Here is an 18,613-nt window from a genome sequence, read left to right on the forward strand (position 1 = left end):
GTCGCCAAGCTATTACATGGGGACACTCGGCAACATGTCAAAAGAGACGGTTGCCAACTATATTCAAAATCAGAGAACAGAAAGGGGTAAGGCGGGACGACCAAGCAAGCAAGCTAACTAGCGTTAGCACGTGCAGGCTTTCCTCTACTGACTAAAGTCAGAGGTTTCCCGCCCAAAATTTTAATGAATCAACCACAGTTTCTAAGCATCACCAAGATGTTGTAGAAACCCTTGCGCCACCCCTAAAATAAAAACCCAAAACCTAAGGTGCTCCTAGTTGCCCGCTAGTGATCACCACCTGTGAGCTTGGTTGCCCGCCAAGTCCACACAAATTCTTCATTTTCCGCGTTGCCCGGCTGGCGACGCGGACTCCTCCCCTTAAAAAAGATCCCCCGCGCAGAATTGACTTGCGCGGGGGATTCTTTTAGGGCCTTATTGTGGCGGGACAAGGTTGCGCTGAGCCCACAATTTCCGCTGTTCATCCTAGGCCAACTGACGCCCAAATTCCCGGCGGCTCGCGCGGCGACTTGCTGGTCAAGGCGCCGAGACGCGGCATCGCTGATCACTTTGCTATAAGAACTCAGCTGATAACCGCTAACCACGGTCGTCATTTGCGTGGCTTTCCATCAATTAGCAATAGCTTGCCAGTCGGCGCGAGCGCTCAAACGGCTGTTATAACGTTGAGCAGCTGGAGCGGAACGTGGCGTTGATGGAAATCAAGTGTGGTGGGGCTCCAGGTCAGGCTGGGGGTGGTGGAACGCTGCGGGCACGATTTTGAGCTTTTCGGAAGTGCGCCGAAAATCTCAAAACTCGGCCTTATTCTAGGCGGCAGAGCCGCCAAGAATAATATCGCGGCTGACTCACCCCCAGCCCGACCTTCCGCCGACTAGTAAACAATCCACCAACACCAGAGTGCGAGCCGACCCGGGTAGCTCCTGAGCATTAGCCTAGCAATTGTTATGGAAGCCGCACTTTGCTTCCGGAACAATTGCGTAGCTAAGCGGGAGGAGCTGGGTCGGCGAACACGTTTCAACGCCACGCGCAGCGCAAGCTACGGTCAACCTACTTTTGAGGGTGGTACGATAATACCAACAGATTCTGATTAGAAGTTCGAGATATTTTGCATAGACAGAATATCTCGACCCGTTTCCATAACAATCCATGGATGGATGAAAAGCGCCCGATTCGGCTGATTCATCAAGAATTTGCCTCAGTTCATCAGACAGACTGCGCTGGTGTCACCAATTTAAAACTGGTAACCACTAACCACGGTCGTCAATTGCGTGGCTCCCCAGCAATTAACAATAGCCTGTCAGTCGCCGTGAGCGCTCAAACGGCTGTTATAACGTTGAGCAGCTGGAGCGGAGAAATTCGGGGTGAGATCGCCGTGTCGTTATTCTTAGCGGCTTTGCCGCTTAGAATAAGGCTCAGCTTTGAGATTTTCGGCGCCCTTCCGAAAAGCTCAAAGTGACGCCCACAGCGAGCTCACCCCGAATTTCGCAGCGCAAGCTGCGGCCGACCTACTTTTGCCAATTCATCAAGTCGTTTCAGCGCCGTAGCCAAAAAAATTACCGTCCAGCCAAGTCCGGTGAACGGTAATTTCAGAAATATCTCAAATTGGTTTGTTAGGTTCAAAAATCAGTTATGTTGGTTCAACCGTTGATGCACAGTGTACGCCGCGCCGATCAAGCCAGCATTGTTGCGGAGACCGGCTGGGGCGATCCGCCCCAAGGCGATTGTTTTGATTCGGTTCAGACTTTCGTGATGAGATAACAGCGTGGCGAGTTTCTGTTCCAGGTCAGCCATGAAGCGATTATTGGCACTGATCCCACCACCAATCAAGATCAGTTCTGGATCAAAGTTGGCAAACAGTCCCATCAACATCACCGCGGTATCTCGCAAGAAAGCTTGATAGGCTTGTCCTGCCACGGGATCGCCATCAACGGCTGCGGCGATGACTTTAGCCGCATCAGTGGCCGGTTTGGCTAATGGGTCGATCGCCAGCTGCGCCAAGTTATAGTGGTGCAGAAAGCCGGAAACAGTGGCCACGTGTTGGTTGATCGATGCCGCTTCCAAATCGCTAGAGTCGCTAATATCATGAATCAAATTCCAGCCAAATTCACCGGCCATCCCATGACTCCCGCGGTAAATCGCACCATTGATCACGATGCCACCGCCTACGCCAGTGCCCAAGACAACGGTTAAATAATCGTTCACCTTCTGCGCGCCGCCGACCCAATGCTCCGCGATCGCTGCTGCATTAGCGTCATTTTCGATCACCACGGGTAGCTGGCAACGTGCCCGCAACTCAGCACCTAGGGGATAGCTATTCAAGGCTGTGATGGCCCCGGCGGTCACTAGATAACCATCATTACGAATGATCCCTGGCGCCGCGATACCCACCCCGCTGATCTGAAAATCATTTTTGAAACGGTTGATCACCTGCACTAATTGGCTGACAAATTGCTCCGCCTGATTGACAGTCGCGAAGGACCCCTGTTCGGACAATGCGCCGCTTTCGTTGGCTAGCGCATACTTGACCGTGGTCCCACCAACATCGAAACTCAAGTATTGACTCATTAACATCGCTCCTGATCCACGAAAGAAATCCTTTTCTCTTCCATCTTTATTTGCTGATTTGTTTCATTTGGCTTTGAAAAACATTGCTCCCGTAAAGTATCAGCGACCGCTAACTGATGCTGCGGTCGCCAACTTGGTTAATAAGCGATTTGTTTTAGAAAACTTTGTAACGATGACCGACTTAACCGTTCGAATCCAGCCAAACATAGCGCTAATAAAATAACAACAGTGAATTCACCTAAATATTTAGCGATTAACCAGGCCCCTACCAGCGCGACCATTGGGTACAAGATTTGTTTCATTAAAGCCACAATGGTGAAGACAAAGCTATCCCGAAATAACTGGAAGACCGTTCGATTTTGCGGGTCATTTTTGATCATTGCTACATTTAAGTTGTAGCAGATCAAGAAACTGGTCAGCCCTAGCTTGAGGAACCAATAGAGGCGGCCAAAGTCTCCGGCGTAATGATTCAGTGACTGAATGAAAAGTACGGAAATGATTCCAAACAGTACTAGTGACCAGGATGACAGTAAATTTGCTCTGAACGTCTGGATAAACCGGCGAACATACCCGCGGGGCTGCTCGTCTTGTAAGACCGCCAGCGCCGCGATCAAGGCCGCCCCAGCAGTCACCAGCGGCAAGCTGAACACGATCAAAAGGAAATTGACCACTAATAGTTTGTAAATCAGCGCCAGCACTTGGTAGACTTTACTATCAACGCGAATCATGAATTACCACACCTTTTCATTCTGTCCGTCCGACTATTTCAAACGAGCAATGTTAGCCTTAACTTGCTTGTTCCGATAGTCAGTGATTTCTTTGAAGCCATTGTTATCGCGACTGCTCAAATACGATTTCCAAATCGATTCTGCATCAGCGCTTGATTTAGCCTTGATCAATTTAACTAAAGCCTGAACCTTATCTGTCTTGATTGTTGTTTGATTCCGCGCCAATTTTGTCCCTGGTGTTGGGTCGACGTTTTCGATTTCGAATCTTGATTCCAATTTGCCATTGGCCCATTCGACCATTTGGCGAATACTTGTTGCTGGTAATTGGCCTTTCTCGATCGCATAGGAATCATCAGAGACGAACCAATAGTTGCCCATCCCCATTTTCTTGTCGTAAGTAGTGATGTCACTGTTCCGCAGGGATTCCGTTGCTTCAGTAAAGACAGCCTTGCCATCTTGCAAGGTGTAGTTGGTGCCCTCGGTCCCGAAAGTTGCCACCATCGTGCCGTAGTGGGAAGCCAAGTAAGTCAAAAGTTCCATCGCTTTTTGTGGTTCTTTCGTATCTTTAGTAATGAAGGTGTTGGTCCAGCCGCTTAAGGTGCCGCCAGTAAAGGTTGACTGATCACCAGCCGCATTCTTCGGTCCGTCGATAGCGATGTACGTTTCTTTCGCGTTTCGACGGGTGTTATTGGACATGAATTCGTTCAGACCCTTGGTGTTATTGTGCAGGTAAGCAAAATAGGTTCCTTGAGCTAATTTCTCTTTCATGGTGTTGTCGTTATCCGCGAATTGGCTATTGGCGATCAACCCATCATTGTAAGCTTCGCGGAAAGTATCCAACCAGGTGAAGTAGTCTTTGTCTTTTTCGCGGTCGTTGTATTTGCCATTCTTAACGACAGGAATGCTCAGGAAGTTCTGGAGGCAGTCACCTAAAGCACCATCGCCACCGTTTTGGATGTCCAACGCGGTTGAACCGAACGGAATCAACGCAGCACCATCGTCTGTCTTCGGTTGGACTTCTTGGGCTTTCTTCAAAGCAGCCAGGAAACTCTCAGGCGTAGACATATCTGGTTTACCGATTTTTTCATAAATGTCTTTCCGGACGATAAAGGTTTGGTCGCCCACTACATTGCCCGCTTTATAATCTTCTTCGGTTGTGGAGAAGCTTGGGTACCCATAAATGTTGCCATCACTTTCGGTGTACCACTTCAAGGTTTGCTTCTTGGCCGCGGTCTCCGTGAAGTAAGGGTCGTACTTCTCCGCCAATTTATTTAATGGTAAGGCGAATTTCTTACCGCTTTGAGCCACTGATAATGCCCGGTCAAAGGTCATCAAATCAGGCAAATCTCCGGAGGCCATCATTGTGTTGAGTTTGTCATCGTTCCCAGAAATGAATTTAACATCGATGTTCATATCTTTCTTGATTTGTTTTGAAACAGCGTCAACACCCCAAGCGGAGCGTTTGTACCAATCAAAGTTGACGTACCAGGTTAATTTCGCGCTATGTTTCTTATCCTTCTTCCAGCTTGGTTCTGTTTTGCTGACCTTGAACCGCGCGTCAGGCAAATCCGATTTGGCGGCGCTATCACCCTTGTTGCCACAACCGCTCGCTACCAATGCTAACGCCATTACTGATAAGCCCATAACCATCATTTTCTTTAGCTTCATTTTGATATCCCCTATTCTTGATTGATCTTTATTCTTTAACCGCGCCAAGTGTTAACCCGCTGACAAAATATTTCTGCAGGAATGGATAAACAATAATAACTGGAACTGTAGTAATGACCATCGTCGCTAATTGCATCGACTGGGAAGTTGTTTGCCGCACAACTGCCGTCCCAGTGGCCACTGTTGGTGACAGGTTCTGTGAAACGATCTTATAGAGTAATTGTTGCAATGGATAAAGCTGTTCGTTGTTCACGTAGATGTTGGCGGTCATGTAATCGTTCCACTGATAAACGCCATGATACAGCGCGATCGTCGCCACCACCGGCAAAGATAATGGCAGAATGATTTTGATGAACACGAGGAATGGCGAAGCACCATCGATCCAAGCCGATTCTTCTAGCGAACGCGGAATGCCGCGGAAGAAGTTCATCATGATGATCACGTCATAAAACGAGAACAGCACAGGGAGAATGTAGACCCAGAAGTTATTCAACAGCCCGTATGATTTATAGACCAAGAAGGTTGGGATCATCCCGCCGCTGACAAACATGGTCAAGATTCCCATCGTCATGAAAATTTTGCGTCCGACCAGATCCTCACGGGTCAAAGCGTAAGCCGTGATCGCGGTCACAAAGGTATGCAGCAGCACGCCGACGATTGTTTTGGCAATTGAGACGATAAAGGCCCGATAGATCGCCTTATCTTCCAAAACAGTGACATAACTTTCCAAAGAGAATTTACGGGGAATGAGATAGATCCCGCCCTTAAGCGTATCCAACGCGTCATTGAATGATAGCGCCAGAATGTTCAGTAACGGAAACATAATGATAATGACGAAGAAAATCATGAAAGCAATATTGATTCCGGAAAAAATTCGTTCTTCTCTAGTTTTACGCAAGCTACCACACCTCCTTAAAAGACACTCTTGTCTGAGATTTTCCTTGTGCCCCAGCGGCTCAATACCACGAGGATCAAGGAAACAATCGAGACGAAAATCCCAACAGCGGTTGCGTAGGAGAAGTTACCCTGCTTGATCCCCATTTTGAAGACGTATGAATTAAGCACTTCACTGGATGCGTAGTTCAGGGAGTTCTGCAAGACTAACGTTTGATCCAGGTTCGATCCTAACAGCCCGCCGATTGACAAAATCAAGTTGAGCGCGATCATTTGCCGAATTCCGGGAATTGTAATGTGAATGATCTGTTCCCATTTCGTCGCGCCGTCGATTCGCGCCGCCTCATAAAGCGATGGGTCGATCGAGGTCATCGCCGCCAGATACAGGATCGTGCCCCAACCCACTTCTTTCCAGAAGTCGGACAGCACCGCTATCGCCCAATATTTATTGGTATCGGCCATGAATTGGATCGGTTTGTTGATCCAACCTAGATTCATGAGGATGCCATTGACGAAACCGGTATCTGACAGCCAAGTGATCACCATGCCGCCGAGAATGACCCAGGAAAGGAAATGGGGCAAATACGAAATCGTCTGAATGAACTTTTTAAAGTGGCGGTTGGCAACCTCATTGATCAAGACCGCCAAAATGATGGCGCCAGGGAACCCAACCAGAATCCGATAAAAGGCAATCCCGATCGTATTCTTCATCACCGTCCAAAACAAAGGATCCTTGAAGAACTCCTTGAAATAATCCAGTCCCACCCAAGGGGCCCCGCTGATCGTATCCAAGACGGTATAGTCCTTAAAGGCAATGATCAGCCCATACATCGGAATAAAGTTGAATAGAATCATCAAAATCACGGCTGGCCAGATCATCGCCTGATAAAATGCCTGATCTTGAAACCGGGCAAAGACATTCTTTTTCCGTTTAGTTTCTGGCGTTACGCCCTTTTCGCTTTCCGTTTTGATCACATGATCACTCCTCAAAATAAATAGTCTTGCTGCCGTTCTCGTTCATCCGGTATCGTCATACGCTGCCGTTTGACTCATGCCCATTCCAGCTAGCCCTCCTGCTTCTCCAAATTTGCTTCGAGATAGTGGCCCTGCAGCAACGTGACTTGCTCGGCGTTAGGACCGATCGCGATTGTGAACGCACCGAAATCACTGCGCCACTGGAGATCTCGATGAACATAGGCCAGATCTGCCGCCGTCACGGTAAAGGTCACTTGAGCTTGACCCCGCGGCGATAATTCGATCTTTTGCCAGTGTTTCAATTCATAGCGTGGCCGCGCCACTTCGGCGACTTGGGGACCAACATAACACTGCACCACTTCGGTCACGGTTCGATCACCGGTGTTTTCAACTTGAACCGACACTGTCAGCGGTGTTTGCGCTGTTAGATTGCCGGCGCCGCTCACGCGGAGGTTCGAATAAGTGACCGCGCCATAATCCAAGCCAAAACCAAACCCGTAGGCAGGACCATTCAACACATCCATTAAGCGGCTGCTGTACTTGACCGGCGTTTTGTTGCTTGCCGGCCGCCCCGTGCGCAATTGGTTATAGTACAGCGGCATCTGCGCCGAGGATCGGGGAACGGACATGGGTAACCGCCCCGATGGCGCTAATTCACCAGTCAGAATTTTGGCCAAGGCACTGCCGCCTTCTGTGCCTGGGAACCAAGCGTAGAGAATCGCGGCCACGCTGGATTCGATCGGCTCCAGCACCAGCGGTCGGCCGGCGAAGACAACGGCGACCACCGGCTTCCCGGTGCGGGCCAATTTCCGTAACAATTCTTGTTGTGGCGCTGCAATGGTCAGATCGCCTTTACTGGCGGCTTCGCCTGACTCCAGTTCGCCTTCACCAAGGGCTGCAATGATTACATCAACGTTGGTGAAATCCGCGGGGTCCCCTAGGATTGGCTCGGCCATCGGCACCACTTCCAACGAACTTGCCTGAAGTCCAGCTAACAACGTGGTCGTTTCGTCATAGTGCCCCGCACAATGCCAAGCACCTAATATTTGGCGATTGTCCGCGTATGGACCAACAACCGCCACGCGGGTCCCTGCTTGCAATGGCAAGACTTGTTGGTTCTTCAACAGCACGGTACTGGCGGCCACCGCCTTTTGGGCCAAGGTCCGACCGGTGGAACTTGGCTCCGTTAACGCGGCTGTCGGCGTGATTTGCCGATACGGATCTTCGAAAAGCCCTAAATCGTTCTTCAATCGCAACACCCGTAAAACCGCCGCGTCAATGATGTGCTCTGGAATCTGCTTGGTCGCGACCAAGTCAGCCAACCCGGAAATATAAGCGCCAGACATCATGTCCATTTCCACACCAGCAGTCAACGCCAATGCCGCCGCCTGAGACTGATCTCGAGCAACGCCGTGACTGATCAATTCACCCACTGCGCCCCAATCAGAAATCACCAATCCCTGAAAGCCTAACTCCTCCCGCAATACTTCTTGCAACAGATACGAGTTGGCCGTCGCTGGCACCCCTTCAAACAAGGTGAAGGCCGGCATCACCAGCTTCGCGCCCGCCGCGATCGCCGCCGCAAACGCAGGGAGATAATCTTGCTGCAGACTGATTTTTGAGAGGTCCACCGTGTCATAATCACGGCCACCAGCTACCGCGCCATAACCAACGAAATGCTTAACGCAAGCGGCAATCCGCTCATGGGCTTGGGCCAGTTGCTCCGGATCACCCTGATACCCACGCACCATGGCCGCCGCCAACGCGGCATTAAGGGTTGGATCCTCGCCAGTGCCTTCTAAAACCCGGCCCCAGCGCGCGTCCCGCGTCAAGTCAACCATCGGCGAAAATGTCACTTGGATTCCATCCAGCGCTGCCTCTTTAGCGGAATACTGCGCGATCTGTTCAACCAACGCCGGATCAAAGGTCGCGCCCAATCCTAAGGGAATCGGGAATATTGTCCGGTAACCATGGATCACATCCTGCATGAAGATCAAAGGGATTTTCAACCGGCTGTGCGCCAGATGCTCCCGCTGAATGGCCACGACTTCTTCACGAGAAGTCGTCCCGAGGATCGACCCTAACGATTCGACAAAGGCGGCCGCTTCAGGGAAATCGGCTAATGGTCCAGTGATCGCGCCATCTTGGCGACCTAGGAATTGTGGGGTCAGTTGCGAGATTTGCCCGATTTTCTCGGTCAAAGTCATCGCCCCAACTAATTTCTTCAGTGCTTCCAACTCCATTACCACAACCTCCATGTCATTTGTCCTGAAATTGAAACGTTTTAATAAAATGCGAAAAAAATATGGATATTTCTCAATCAATCCTCTGATCAGAACTATAAAACGCTTTCTTGAGACTAAGAATATCATAATATTATGGTCATGGCAAGCGATTTTGAAATAAAAACACAAGATTGACCGCAAGAACAATAAAAAAACGCTTTATATCAGTGTTTCAAGCTGATAAAAACGTTTTATATATTTTACTTGCGTTCTAGAAACTTTTAAAGTGTCGCTGGGCGAACTGCCATGATGAGCTGGCCAGCCTGAACATGCCCACTACCGTTCCTGATTGGGCACACTGGTCGAATTTCTCACGACCAAATCACCAGTTAATGAGATTTTCTGGCCTTTGTTGCCCTGGGTGATCATCCCGAAAAGCTCATTGACCGCCATGATGCCTTGGCGCGCGATTGGGTTGCGAATAGTGGTGATCGCCGGATTGAAATATTCTGAAATATCAATGTCGTCGAATCCAACCACACTGAAATCTTCAGGAACACGATACCCAGCGGCTTGGATTGCCTTGATCACCCCAATGGCGCTTAGGTCATTGGCGGCAATAAAAGCGGTCGCTGTCGAACTATTCTTCGTCTCGTTCAAATATTCGCGCACCACGCTGGCAGAAAGCCCCTCTTCAAATTTACCCGGAAGGATCGGCATCTCCGCCCATTCCAGTCCATGTTCCTCCACCGCCAGTCGAATCCCGTTACGCCGCTGATTGCTGTCATAGTTGTTGGGAACGCCGTCAACATAGGCAATTTTACGATGACCCAGATTCAACAAATGCGTCGCCGTCATGTAACCCTCTTGGAGCGAATCGAAAACAATACTACTCATCTTCGGTCCTGAATCGACCCGATCGATCAACACCGTCGGCAGTTGATGCTCCTTGATCTGGCTAATATCCTTGTCATCCATATTGTGTTCGAAAATAATAGCGCCATCAACAATACTACCAAGGATCGAATCCAGCATCTTGTCATGATCGCTGGTAATAATGATATGCATCCCATAACCATGCCGGTCCACTTCATGCGCGATTGTTTCCACCAATTTATAGAAATACGGACCGCTGATACTGTCGGTGAACAGCCCCAACATTTTGGTCTGGCCTGAACGTAACTGACGCCCCATCAAATTCGGCGCATAGTGCAGTTCCTTCGCCGCCGCCAGTACCCGCTCCCGGGTCTCCGGCTTGACCACATCCACATTATTCAAGGTATTTGAAACCGTGGCAATGGAAACATTGGCTAGTTTCGCCACATCTTTGATTGTCTTTTTCTTCTGTTTCATCTTTTCACCATTCTCACGATCTTCGCTTGATACGGGAGTTTCGTCGTCGAATCCCCACGCTTTTTAAAACGTTTAGATTCATGATACCATTTTTTCCATGGAGATGCTAAGTTTCACGGCTTTTTGCAGGAAAACAATGGTTTTTATCGGATTGCTTGCCTGATTGCGGGTTTTGGTAGGGTGTAGCGCGTGAGCGCAACCGGCTGGGCCTGCTGTTGCGGACTGGAACGTGGTGGGCATCGTTTGGATTGATTGGGAACGACCGATTCCTATTCTTGATTGTTCACTTGATTGCAGGTTTGTTAGGGTGTTGCGCGTGAGCGCAACCGGCTGGGCCTGCTATTGCGGACTGGAACGTGGTGGGCATCGTTTTGAGCCAATCCGCAAGACCGGCGGCTTGTCTCAAAATCAAGCCTTGTCCTAAGCGGCAAAGCCGCCAAGGACAATTTCACCACTGAGCCGCGCAGTCCCAGCCGGTTGCTAGGCAGAATCGAGCTTATCTGCAATCGAAGCTAAGGATTCGACGAAGTGCTTTTGCGAGCTAGAGGTCAACCAATCGCCGGTTTTGAGGTGGTACGGTAATGTCAACAGATTTGGATTAGGAGGTGGGGACATTTTGCTTTGGTTGGACATCTTTACCTACTTCCTAGACAATCCTTGGTTGAAAACCGACCGGTTCAGCGGATACATCAATAACTTGCCTCAGTTCATCAAACAAACTGCTCTGGTGTCACCAATTTAAATCTTGTAACCACTAACCACGGCCGTCAATTGCGTGGCTCCCCATCAATTGGCAATAGCTTGCCAGTCGGCGCGAGTGCTCAAACGACTGTTAAAACGTTGAGCGGCTGGAGCGGAGCGTGGCGTTGGTGGGTCGTTTATCTGTCTGGCGGAAGGTCGGGCTGGGGGTGAGTCAGCCGCGATATTATTGTTGGCGATTTATCGCCTACAATAAGGCCGAGCTTGAAGATTTTCGGCGCCCTTCCGAAAAGCTTCAAGTCGTGCCCGCCGCGTTCCACCACCCCCAGCCCGACCTGGAGCCCACCACATTTCCAATCCACCAACGCCACGCGCAGCGCAAGCTGCGGACAACCTACTTTTCTACCGCCAGCGTTGCAACCAAAAAAACACCGCTGAGCCTAGCTGGCCAGCGGCATTTTGATCATTCATTCCAAACGAATTACCAGCGGAGAAGTTTACCCCAGATCAGCGCCATTACTGGCGATCACCCGCTGATACCAAGCGAAGGAATCCTTACGCGACCGCGCCAAAGTCCCTTCACCCGCGTCATTCTTGTCCACGTAGATGAAACCATAACGCTTGTCCATTTGACCGGTACCAGCGGACACCAAATCGATGCAGCCCCAAGGCGTGTAGCCCATCAAGTCGATGCCGTCGATGGTCACCGCCAATTTCATCTGTTCAATGTGGCGGCGCAGGTAATCGATCCGATAACTGTCATGGACCTTGCCATCGGCGCTGACCTGATCGATGGCGCCGAAGCCATTTTCCACAATGAATTGAGGCAGATGATAGCGGTCGTTGAACCAGTTCATCCCATAGCGCAACCCTTCAGGATCGATCGCCCAACCCCAATCGGAAACTTCCAAATAAGGGTTTTGCGTGCGGTTGTTGGCCTCATCGTAGTGATAGTCGGGGCCGTTGCCGTGGTCTTCAATACAGTTGGACATATAATAACTGAAGCCAATATAATCAACAGTTCCCTGCTGCAAGGCAATCAAATCTTCCGTGGTGATATCTAGTTGATAATTTTTCTTGTCAAAATACACCGGCAACCAGTTCGGATAGCGGCCGTTACAATGAACGTCGGCAAACCAGTAACGGGCTTGCATCGCCTTTTCCGCCGCCATGATGTCTTGGGGTTTAGCGGTCAGCGGATAGATCGGCACCATGGCGATCATACAGCCGATTTGATTATGCGGATCGATCTCGTGACCTTTTTGAACAGCCAAGGCGCTAGCGACCAATTCATAGTGGCTAGCCTGGTACATTTCCCGCTCCATATCCTTCTGCGGATCCATCGTCAAGCCAGAGTTGGTCATCAACGCGAAGTCGCTGTCGTAGTTGGTTTGGTTATTGATTTCGTTGAAGGTCATCCAATATTTAACTTGACCTTTGTAACGCTTGAAACAAACCGTGGCGAACTTCACGAAAAAGTCGATCATTTTCCGATTACTCCAGCCACCATATTCCTTGACCAAATGATAGGGAATCTCGAAATGCGACAAGGTGATCACTGGTTCGATGCCATACTTGTGGCATTCCGCGAACAGGTCATCATAGAATTTCAGCCCAGCTTCATTGGGCTCAGCCTCATCGCCATTGGGGAAGATCCGGGTCCAAGCGATCGACGTCCGGAAACATTTGAACCCCATTTCCGCGAATAACTTAATATCTTCTTTGTAATGATGGTAGAAATCGATGGCTTCATGATTGGGATAATTCTCCCCAGGAAGCACGCCAGCCGTGATCCGCCGCGGCACACCATTGGCGCCGGCGGTCATAATGTCGGCCACACTGACCCCTTTACCGCCTTCTTGCCAGCCACCTTCCAATTGATGAGCGGCCACTGCGCCGCCCCAAAGAAAATCTTTGCGTAATTCTGCCATTGATCCAACCTCTTTCTTTCGTGATCACGCCAGTCACGGCGCTATTCGCTTTTATTTTAACATTGATTGTGACAAGATAAGTCCCATTATTAAAAGTGTTGCGCCCCATTTCACCTCGTGGTATCAAGCCGGCCCGCACTGCTGGCTCAGGCCGTTTTCACCTCGGTTGCTCTTCTGAAAAAAGAGGCGCGCTGCTACATTGCTGTAAACGGCGGCCTCCTTTTTGTCGTGGGTATTTTTTGAATGGGTATTTTTTTAGTATTTTTGGAAATACTTTTTTGGATTTTTTTGAAAATTATTTTTTTGCGTATTTTTTTAATTTGGGTTATATCGGATTAGTTCCTTGGAGCTCAGGGGCAACGTGCTGCTGCCTAGCCTGCTATTTTGCTTCGTCGGCTTCGATTTGTTGGTCACTTTCACCTTGTTCTTGCTTGTACAAGATCGTATCTTGCTTCCGGGCGAACGGTAAGTAGATCAAGAAAGTGATGAAGAGCATCAAGGCTTGCCAGAGCGCGGTCCGCACACCGCCGACCAAGAAGCCAGAAATAATTGGTGGCGTGGTCCAAGCAACCATGGTCCCGCCGAATAGTGGGATCCAGCCTAACCGCAACGCGATCCAAGTCAAGGTTGCGGAAGCCATTGGTGCCAAGAAGAATGGGATCCCCATGATTGGGTTCAAAACGATTGGCGCCGCGAACAAAATTGGTTCATTGATATTGAAGATCCCTGGGGCAATCGACAAACGACCCAATGTCTTCCATTGCGCAGATTTCGCGAAGAAGAACATGAAGATCAAAAGACCGATCGTCATCCCTGAACCTGTTACCGTCATAAATTGGTCCATTAATTGTTGTGTCACAATGTGGCCACCATTAGCGACGGTCAAATCTTTGCCGGCGTCAATGATTTTTTGGTTAGCTAAAGCGTTGGCTTGTAGCAAAGGTCCCATGATCCCACCAACGATCGTGGCGCCATGGACACCGAAGAACCAGAGGAATGGTACCAAGAAGGCAATGGCCAGCATCCCACCGAAGGAGTCGGTCAACCCTTGCAATGGCGTTTGGATCACTTTGTAGATCCACTCGGTCATCGTTGAAGCGGTAACCTTATCGAAGAACAGGTAAACTAACATGAAGCCCGTGATCAAAACCGCTGCTGGAATCAACGCGGTAAATGAAGCTGACACGTTGGCTGGCACCTGTTCAGGCATTTTGATGGTGAAGTTCTTCTTCAAGAACCAGCTGTAAACAGCCCCCACGATCAAGCCGATCAAGATCGACGCGATCATCCCTTTACCACCAAGCCAGTCACGGTCGATGAAAGTTGTTTGCGCCATTTGCGCCGCTGTCGCCAATGTTTTGTCGCCGACAGTGACGGGGTTTGATGGACGCATAACCATCAAGAAACAAGTTGCCGCCAGCAAACCAGCTGGCAATGGTTCAAAGCCTTCCTCACGCACGTAAGAATAGGCGATCCCGATAACCGCGAATAAGGCCATGATGGCGAACGACGCATTGTAAGCCACATTCCAATATGGCACCATGCCCGTGCTTTCCATCCAAACCTTCCACGCTTCAACCGGCAGATTCCCCAACAAATAGGAAAATCGACCCGATGATCGTAAATGGCATAACATACAACATCCCACTCTGCAGCGCTTTGATCGGCCGCGTTGCCACGAAGCGCATGACCCCAGGCAAGATGTGCTTGTTGATCCAATCGTTCATTCCAACCACTCCTCTATAATAGATGTGAACCCAATAGATGTGACACAATCATAATGACACAATATAATGACGGCAAGCGTTTTCCAACGCTTACAAACACATTATAGCGGGTCAGGGTACGAAAGAGAAGTGATTTCATGAAAACGGTTACAAGTTCCGTAGGTGTTACGTGTCCCATTGCTGTAACAAGTGACAAAAACAGGCGTTATTCCCCGTCAACAAAGCGTTCCGCAATGGTTTCGAGCAGATAGACCACCGGGATTTGCGTGGTCAAATTGATATGATCGTCCGTCACGCGTTCCGGCATATAGTAGGAAACTGTCACATCGGCCAACCGCCCCAGCGGCGAATTCTCGTGATTGGTAATGGCGATCACTTTGGCCCCGTGACTTTTGAAATTCCCGGCGCGAACCACCAACTCATCGGTCGTTCCCGAAACCGACAACACGATCAACAGCGTATCATGGAGATCATAATTCCCGAAATAGCGGGGTTGGAACGGATCGGTGATCGAATAAGCCAACCCGCCTGCGTTGGACATGAAGCGCGCGCCATAATCCGCCAAACTCCCCGAACTACCGATCCCGAAATAAACCAACGTCTTCGCCGCCCGCACCAGCGCCAGACACTGGCAGATCTGATGCTCGAATTCATCTCGCGAGACCTTGGTGAAGAAATCCGTCAATGGCGTGTTGATGTCATAAGCGGGATAAATTTTCTGCTCGTGTTGCAATTGATCGCGAATCAGATACTTCAATTCCGAGAACCCATTCAACTTCATCTTCTGACAAAAGCGCCCCACTGTCGCCGTCGACGTTTGGGTGGTCTTCGCCAGTGTCCGCACCGTCATTTTCTGAACCGCCTTCGGATTCTTGAGAATGTAGTTGTACACATCCAGTTCCGCTTCCGTCAGCTGCTTCAAATCAATATTGTCAAACATCCGCTCACTCCCTTTTGACTTCATTGTAACATGTAACAGCGCAACCCGTGGGCTGATTTTGAACAGTTACGAGCAATGAGCGCGCGGATTTTGACCACGATCGCTACTTTCAGATCACTTGCGCACAAAAAAAGCGATTTTCCCGAGGGAAAATCGCTTCAATGTGGTAACGGTCAGGCTCAACAACTAGGCTGAGTTTGCTCCGCTAATCAAGGTTCGCTCCACAACGTTCCTTGAACGTGACACTCGCAATCCGGCGAGCCACCTGATGCGAAGCAGGTGGAAGTCGCGCCACGATCGTTTGCCCAGAAAATGGGCGCTCGACTCATCGCATGGTCTCATTCTACCACAAAAATGGGCTTGAGGATAGCGATTTGACGGGATTGCTTGGGTTTGAGACTTGGACTTGATAAAAGTAGATTGGCCGCAGCTTGCGCTGCGCGTGGCGTTGGTGGTGGGCAGATGTGGTGGGGCTCCAGGTCGGGCTGGGGGTGGTGGAACGCGGCGGGCACGACTTGAAGCTTTTCGGAAAACCACCGAAAATCTTCAAGCTCGGCCTTATTGTAGGCGATAAATCGCCAACAATAATATCGCGGCTGACTCACCCCCAGCCCGACCTTCCGCCAAACGAGTAAACAGACCACCAACGCCACGCTCCGCTCCAGCCGCTCAACGTTTTAACAGTCGTTTGAGCACTCACGCCAATTGGCAGGCTATCGCCAATTGATGGGGAACCACGCCATTGACGACCGTGGTTAGTGGTCACAAGCTTTAAATTGGTGACACCAGTGAAGTCTGCCTGATGAACAGACCTAGTTATCGGTGAATCAACTGAACCAGTCGGTTTCACCAAGGATTGTTTATGAAGCAGGTAAAGATGTTCAACCAATGCAAACCGTGCCAACCAACAAATCCAAATCAGTTGGCATTGCCGTACCACCCCAAAAGAAGGCGATTGTTTGACCTCTTACTTGCAAAAGCACTTCGTCAAATCCTTCGCCTTGATTGCAGATCGGCTCAATTCTGCCTAGCAACCGGCTGGGACTGCGCGGCTCAGTGGTGAAATTGTCCTTGGCGGCTTTGCCGCTTAGGACAAGGCTCGATTTGAAGACAATTCCCGCTTTTGGAATTGGCTTCAAACGACGCCCACCACGTTCCAGTCCGCAACAGCAGTCCCAGCCGGTTGCGCTCACGCGCAACACCCACCAGACCTGCAATCAAGCGCAAAGCACAGAAGCAGAATTCCGCCAAACCAGCTACTGATCCTTCGATGGCATTTTTGCCGGGGTGATCACTGGCGGCTTCTGCCGTTGCCGCCGCCGTCGAATCCGCGTCCACACCTCAGCGAAAAGCGACGTCAACATGAAGCCAATGGCAATAGCGCCGGCCACCATGGCGACCCGAAACGAATAGACGATGGCCTGATCAACACTGCCCAGAACCATTTCGTAAACCGCCTGATACGCTGTCACGCCCGGTACAAGCGGCACGATCCCCGGAATGTTGAATAGGATCGCTGGCATTTTTTTCCGGCGGGCGAAAATCAAACTCATGATTCCTAGAACTAGCGAGCCTGTCACGTTGGCGATCATTCGGCCCGCGCCTAATTGAAACACGGTCCAATAGGCCAGCCAACCGACCATTCCGCACAATCCGCAGGCGTTCAGCGCGCGGCGGGGATTATTGACGCAGATGGCGAAGGCCGCGGTGCCCAAATAGCTAAAAGCGGCCTGGATCAAAAAAATTACCCAAAGTGGCATGCTGGACACCTCCTACATAAAGAAACGGAACATCAAACCGATGCCCGTTCCGATCGCGCAAGCCGTCAGAAACGCCTCCACCGCGCGCACGGTGCCCGTCAATAAGTGCCCAGCGAAAAGATCTCGCAACGAATTCGTCAGGGGCACCCCTGGCACCAAAGGCATCATCGCGCCAATCAGGATATTATTGATGTTCCGCCCGATCCCAAAATGAACCGCCCCATAAGCCAGGATCCCAATCGTTAACGCCGCCAGAAATTCACCCAAGAATTTAACCTTGGTCCAAAGACTAATATAGTAGTTGATCAAGTAGCCGCCGCCCCCGATCACCCCGCAGACAGCGAAATCGATCCAGTCATACTGACCGGAAAAGAGCACCATAAACATGGCGCTGACCACCATTGACCCCAGCACTTGAAGCCAGAGAGGAAAGAAGTCCGTATGGCGATCGATTTCTTCCAAGGCCGTGTGCAACTGCCACAGGCCCACCTCATGCCCGGCAAATTTCCGCGACATCGTGTTGACCCGTTGAACCTTTTCCAAGTTGATCGTGCGCTGATTGATTTGGCGAAATTCAGACACCGGTTGTCCCTTAACGCCGAAGAACAACCCAGTCGGTGTCGTGTAAACGACGCTATTGGGCACGCCAGCGTTAAAAGCAATCCGGGTGATCGTATCCTCAACGCGATACATTTCGGAACCACTTTCGATCATGATGCGACCTGCCATCAAACAAGTGTCGATCAACAAGTCCATTTTGTAAGCTGAAATAGGTAATGGTGCCTTTTCCACGGTGGGCCCACCCTTCATCGTATTGCGATCAGTCAGGATCGCTGCTTATTTTATCATACCCAGCGCGCCCACCGATTACAACCGCTTTGCCAAAATTAATCCCGTAAAAGCCGCCAGCAGTGGTCAGAGACACCACCGAACGTTAACCCAAAACAGGCCTCAACCTCCGATTTTCAGCACAAAAAAAACCGAGAATTTAATCTCGGTTTCATTTAGCGTGGCAACGCCCTATCCTCGCAGGCAGTCTCCCACCAACTACTTTCGGCGCTAAGAAGCTTAACTTCTGTGTTCGGCAAGGGAACAGGTGTATCCTTCTTGCTATCGCCACCACACTCTTTACT

At 50.2% G+C, this 18,613-nt stretch carries 18 protein-coding genes, 1 rRNA gene and 2 pseudogenes; 5 read left to right on the top strand and 16 right to left on the bottom strand.

Going from position 1 to position 18,613, the window contains the following annotated elements; translation table 11 throughout:
* From ACYVSB_RS12455 to ACYVSB_RS12470, 4 genes and pseudogenes are all read left to right on the top strand, one after another.
* A pseudogene (locus tag ACYVSB_RS12455) lies at positions 1 to 121 on the top strand (IS200/IS605 family transposase); the annotation flags it as partial.
* Positions 122 to 437: 316 nt separating this feature from the next.
* Complete coding sequence (locus ACYVSB_RS12460; protein ID WP_461219639.1) at positions 438 to 710, top strand: hypothetical protein; 273 nt, start codon at positions 438 to 440, stop codon at positions 708 to 710.
* Positions 711 to 1,120: 410 nt separating this feature from the next.
* Positions 1,121 to 1,471 carry a hypothetical protein gene (locus ACYVSB_RS12465; RefSeq protein ID WP_461219640.1) on the top strand — a complete coding sequence of 117 codons (351 nt, stop codon included), beginning with the start codon at positions 1,121 to 1,123 and terminating at the stop codon, positions 1,469 to 1,471.
* Positions 1,434 to 1,559 carry a hypothetical protein gene (locus ACYVSB_RS12470; protein ID WP_461219641.1) on the top strand — a complete coding sequence of 42 codons (126 nt, stop codon included), beginning with the start codon at positions 1,434 to 1,436 and terminating at the stop codon, positions 1,557 to 1,559. Before ACYVSB_RS12465 ends, ACYVSB_RS12470 begins: the two co-directional genes overlap by 38 nt.
* A gap of 79 nt (positions 1,560 to 1,638) precedes the next feature.
* Here the strand turns inward: ACYVSB_RS12470 and ACYVSB_RS12475 are convergent, their stop codons facing one another.
* The 8 genes from ACYVSB_RS12475 to ACYVSB_RS12510 form a co-directional block, all read right to left on the bottom strand.
* The gene (locus tag ACYVSB_RS12475; protein ID WP_461219642.1) at positions 1,639 to 2,580 is read right to left on the bottom strand and encodes an ROK family protein; all 942 of its coding nucleotides are present in this window, start codon (positions 2,578 to 2,580) and stop codon (positions 1,639 to 1,641) included.
* Between the two features lie 137 nt (positions 2,581 to 2,717).
* Entirely contained in the window at positions 2,718 to 3,308 is a 591-nt protein-coding gene (locus tag ACYVSB_RS12480) for a hypothetical protein (RefSeq protein ID WP_461219643.1), read from the bottom strand.
* A gap of 33 nt (positions 3,309 to 3,341) precedes the next feature.
* Complete coding sequence (locus ACYVSB_RS12485; RefSeq protein WP_461219644.1) at positions 3,342 to 4,976, bottom strand: type 2 periplasmic-binding domain-containing protein; 1,635 nt, start codon at positions 4,974 to 4,976, stop codon at positions 3,342 to 3,344.
* 28 nt (positions 4,977 to 5,004) lie between these two features.
* The gene (locus ACYVSB_RS12490; RefSeq protein WP_461219654.1) at positions 5,005 to 5,823 is read right to left on the bottom strand and encodes a carbohydrate ABC transporter permease; all 819 of its coding nucleotides are present in this window, start codon (positions 5,821 to 5,823) and stop codon (positions 5,005 to 5,007) included.
* A 65-nt stretch (positions 5,824 to 5,888) separates the two neighbouring features.
* Positions 5,889 to 6,749: an ABC transporter permease gene (locus ACYVSB_RS12495; RefSeq protein WP_461219655.1), complete on the bottom strand. Its 861-nt coding sequence runs from the start codon at positions 6,747 to 6,749 to the stop codon at positions 5,889 to 5,891.
* Positions 6,750 to 6,934: 185 nt separating this feature from the next.
* On the bottom strand, positions 6,935 to 9,088 hold the full coding sequence (locus ACYVSB_RS12500) for a glycoside hydrolase family 3 N-terminal domain-containing protein (protein WP_461219645.1): 2,154 nt from the start codon (positions 9,086 to 9,088) through the stop codon (positions 6,935 to 6,937).
* Positions 9,089 to 9,406: 318 nt separating this feature from the next.
* Positions 9,407 to 10,423: a LacI family DNA-binding transcriptional regulator gene (locus tag ACYVSB_RS12505; protein WP_461219646.1), complete on the bottom strand. Its 1,017-nt coding sequence runs from the start codon at positions 10,421 to 10,423 to the stop codon at positions 9,407 to 9,409.
* A 302-nt stretch (positions 10,424 to 10,725) separates the two neighbouring features.
* A complete protein-coding gene (locus tag ACYVSB_RS12510) occupies positions 10,726 to 10,929 on the bottom strand; it encodes a hypothetical protein (RefSeq protein ID WP_461219647.1) in 204 nt (67 codons plus the stop codon).
* 265 nt (positions 10,930 to 11,194) lie between these two features.
* On the opposite strand from ACYVSB_RS12510, the gene ACYVSB_RS12515 reads away from it, so the two are divergent.
* The gene (locus tag ACYVSB_RS12515) at positions 11,195 to 11,335 is read left to right on the top strand and encodes a hypothetical protein (RefSeq protein WP_461219648.1); all 141 of its coding nucleotides are present in this window, start codon (positions 11,195 to 11,197) and stop codon (positions 11,333 to 11,335) included.
* A gap of 284 nt (positions 11,336 to 11,619) precedes the next feature.
* Here the strand turns inward: ACYVSB_RS12515 and ACYVSB_RS12520 are convergent, their stop codons facing one another.
* The 8 genes and pseudogenes from ACYVSB_RS12520 to rrf form a co-directional block, all read right to left on the bottom strand.
* The gene (locus ACYVSB_RS12520) at positions 11,620 to 13,053 is read right to left on the bottom strand and encodes a 6-phospho-beta-glucosidase (RefSeq protein WP_461219649.1); all 1,434 of its coding nucleotides are present in this window, start codon (positions 13,051 to 13,053) and stop codon (positions 11,620 to 11,622) included.
* A gap of 379 nt (positions 13,054 to 13,432) precedes the next feature.
* A pseudogene (locus ACYVSB_RS12525) lies at positions 13,433 to 14,780 on the bottom strand (PTS sugar transporter subunit IIC).
* A 205-nt stretch (positions 14,781 to 14,985) separates the two neighbouring features.
* On the bottom strand, positions 14,986 to 15,720 hold the full coding sequence (locus ACYVSB_RS12530; protein WP_461219650.1) for a MurR/RpiR family transcriptional regulator: 735 nt from the start codon (positions 15,718 to 15,720) through the stop codon (positions 14,986 to 14,988).
* Positions 15,721 to 16,321: 601 nt separating this feature from the next.
* Entirely contained in the window at positions 16,322 to 16,624 is a 303-nt protein-coding gene (locus ACYVSB_RS12535) for a hypothetical protein (RefSeq protein ID WP_461219651.1), read from the bottom strand.
* Positions 16,602 to 16,859, bottom strand: a complete 258-nt coding sequence (locus ACYVSB_RS12540; RefSeq protein WP_461219652.1) for a hypothetical protein — start codon at positions 16,857 to 16,859, stop codon at positions 16,602 to 16,604. The genes ACYVSB_RS12535 and ACYVSB_RS12540 overlap by 23 nt, the downstream gene beginning before the upstream one ends.
* A gap of 117 nt (positions 16,860 to 16,976) precedes the next feature.
* Positions 16,977 to 17,480 (bottom strand): threonine/serine exporter family protein, encoded by a 504-nt coding sequence (locus tag ACYVSB_RS12545; RefSeq protein ID WP_461219653.1) that lies wholly within the window; start codon positions 17,478 to 17,480, stop codon positions 16,977 to 16,979.
* Positions 17,481 to 17,492: 12 nt separating this feature from the next.
* Complete coding sequence (locus ACYVSB_RS12550; protein WP_461219656.1) at positions 17,493 to 18,236, bottom strand: threonine/serine exporter family protein; 744 nt, start codon at positions 18,234 to 18,236, stop codon at positions 17,493 to 17,495.
* A 251-nt stretch (positions 18,237 to 18,487) separates the two neighbouring features.
* A 5S ribosomal RNA gene (rrf, locus tag ACYVSB_RS12555) occupies positions 18,488 to 18,604 on the bottom strand.
* Between the last annotated feature and the right edge of the window lie 9 nt (positions 18,605 to 18,613).

Source organism: Lapidilactobacillus salsurivasis, from assembly GCF_054785215.1.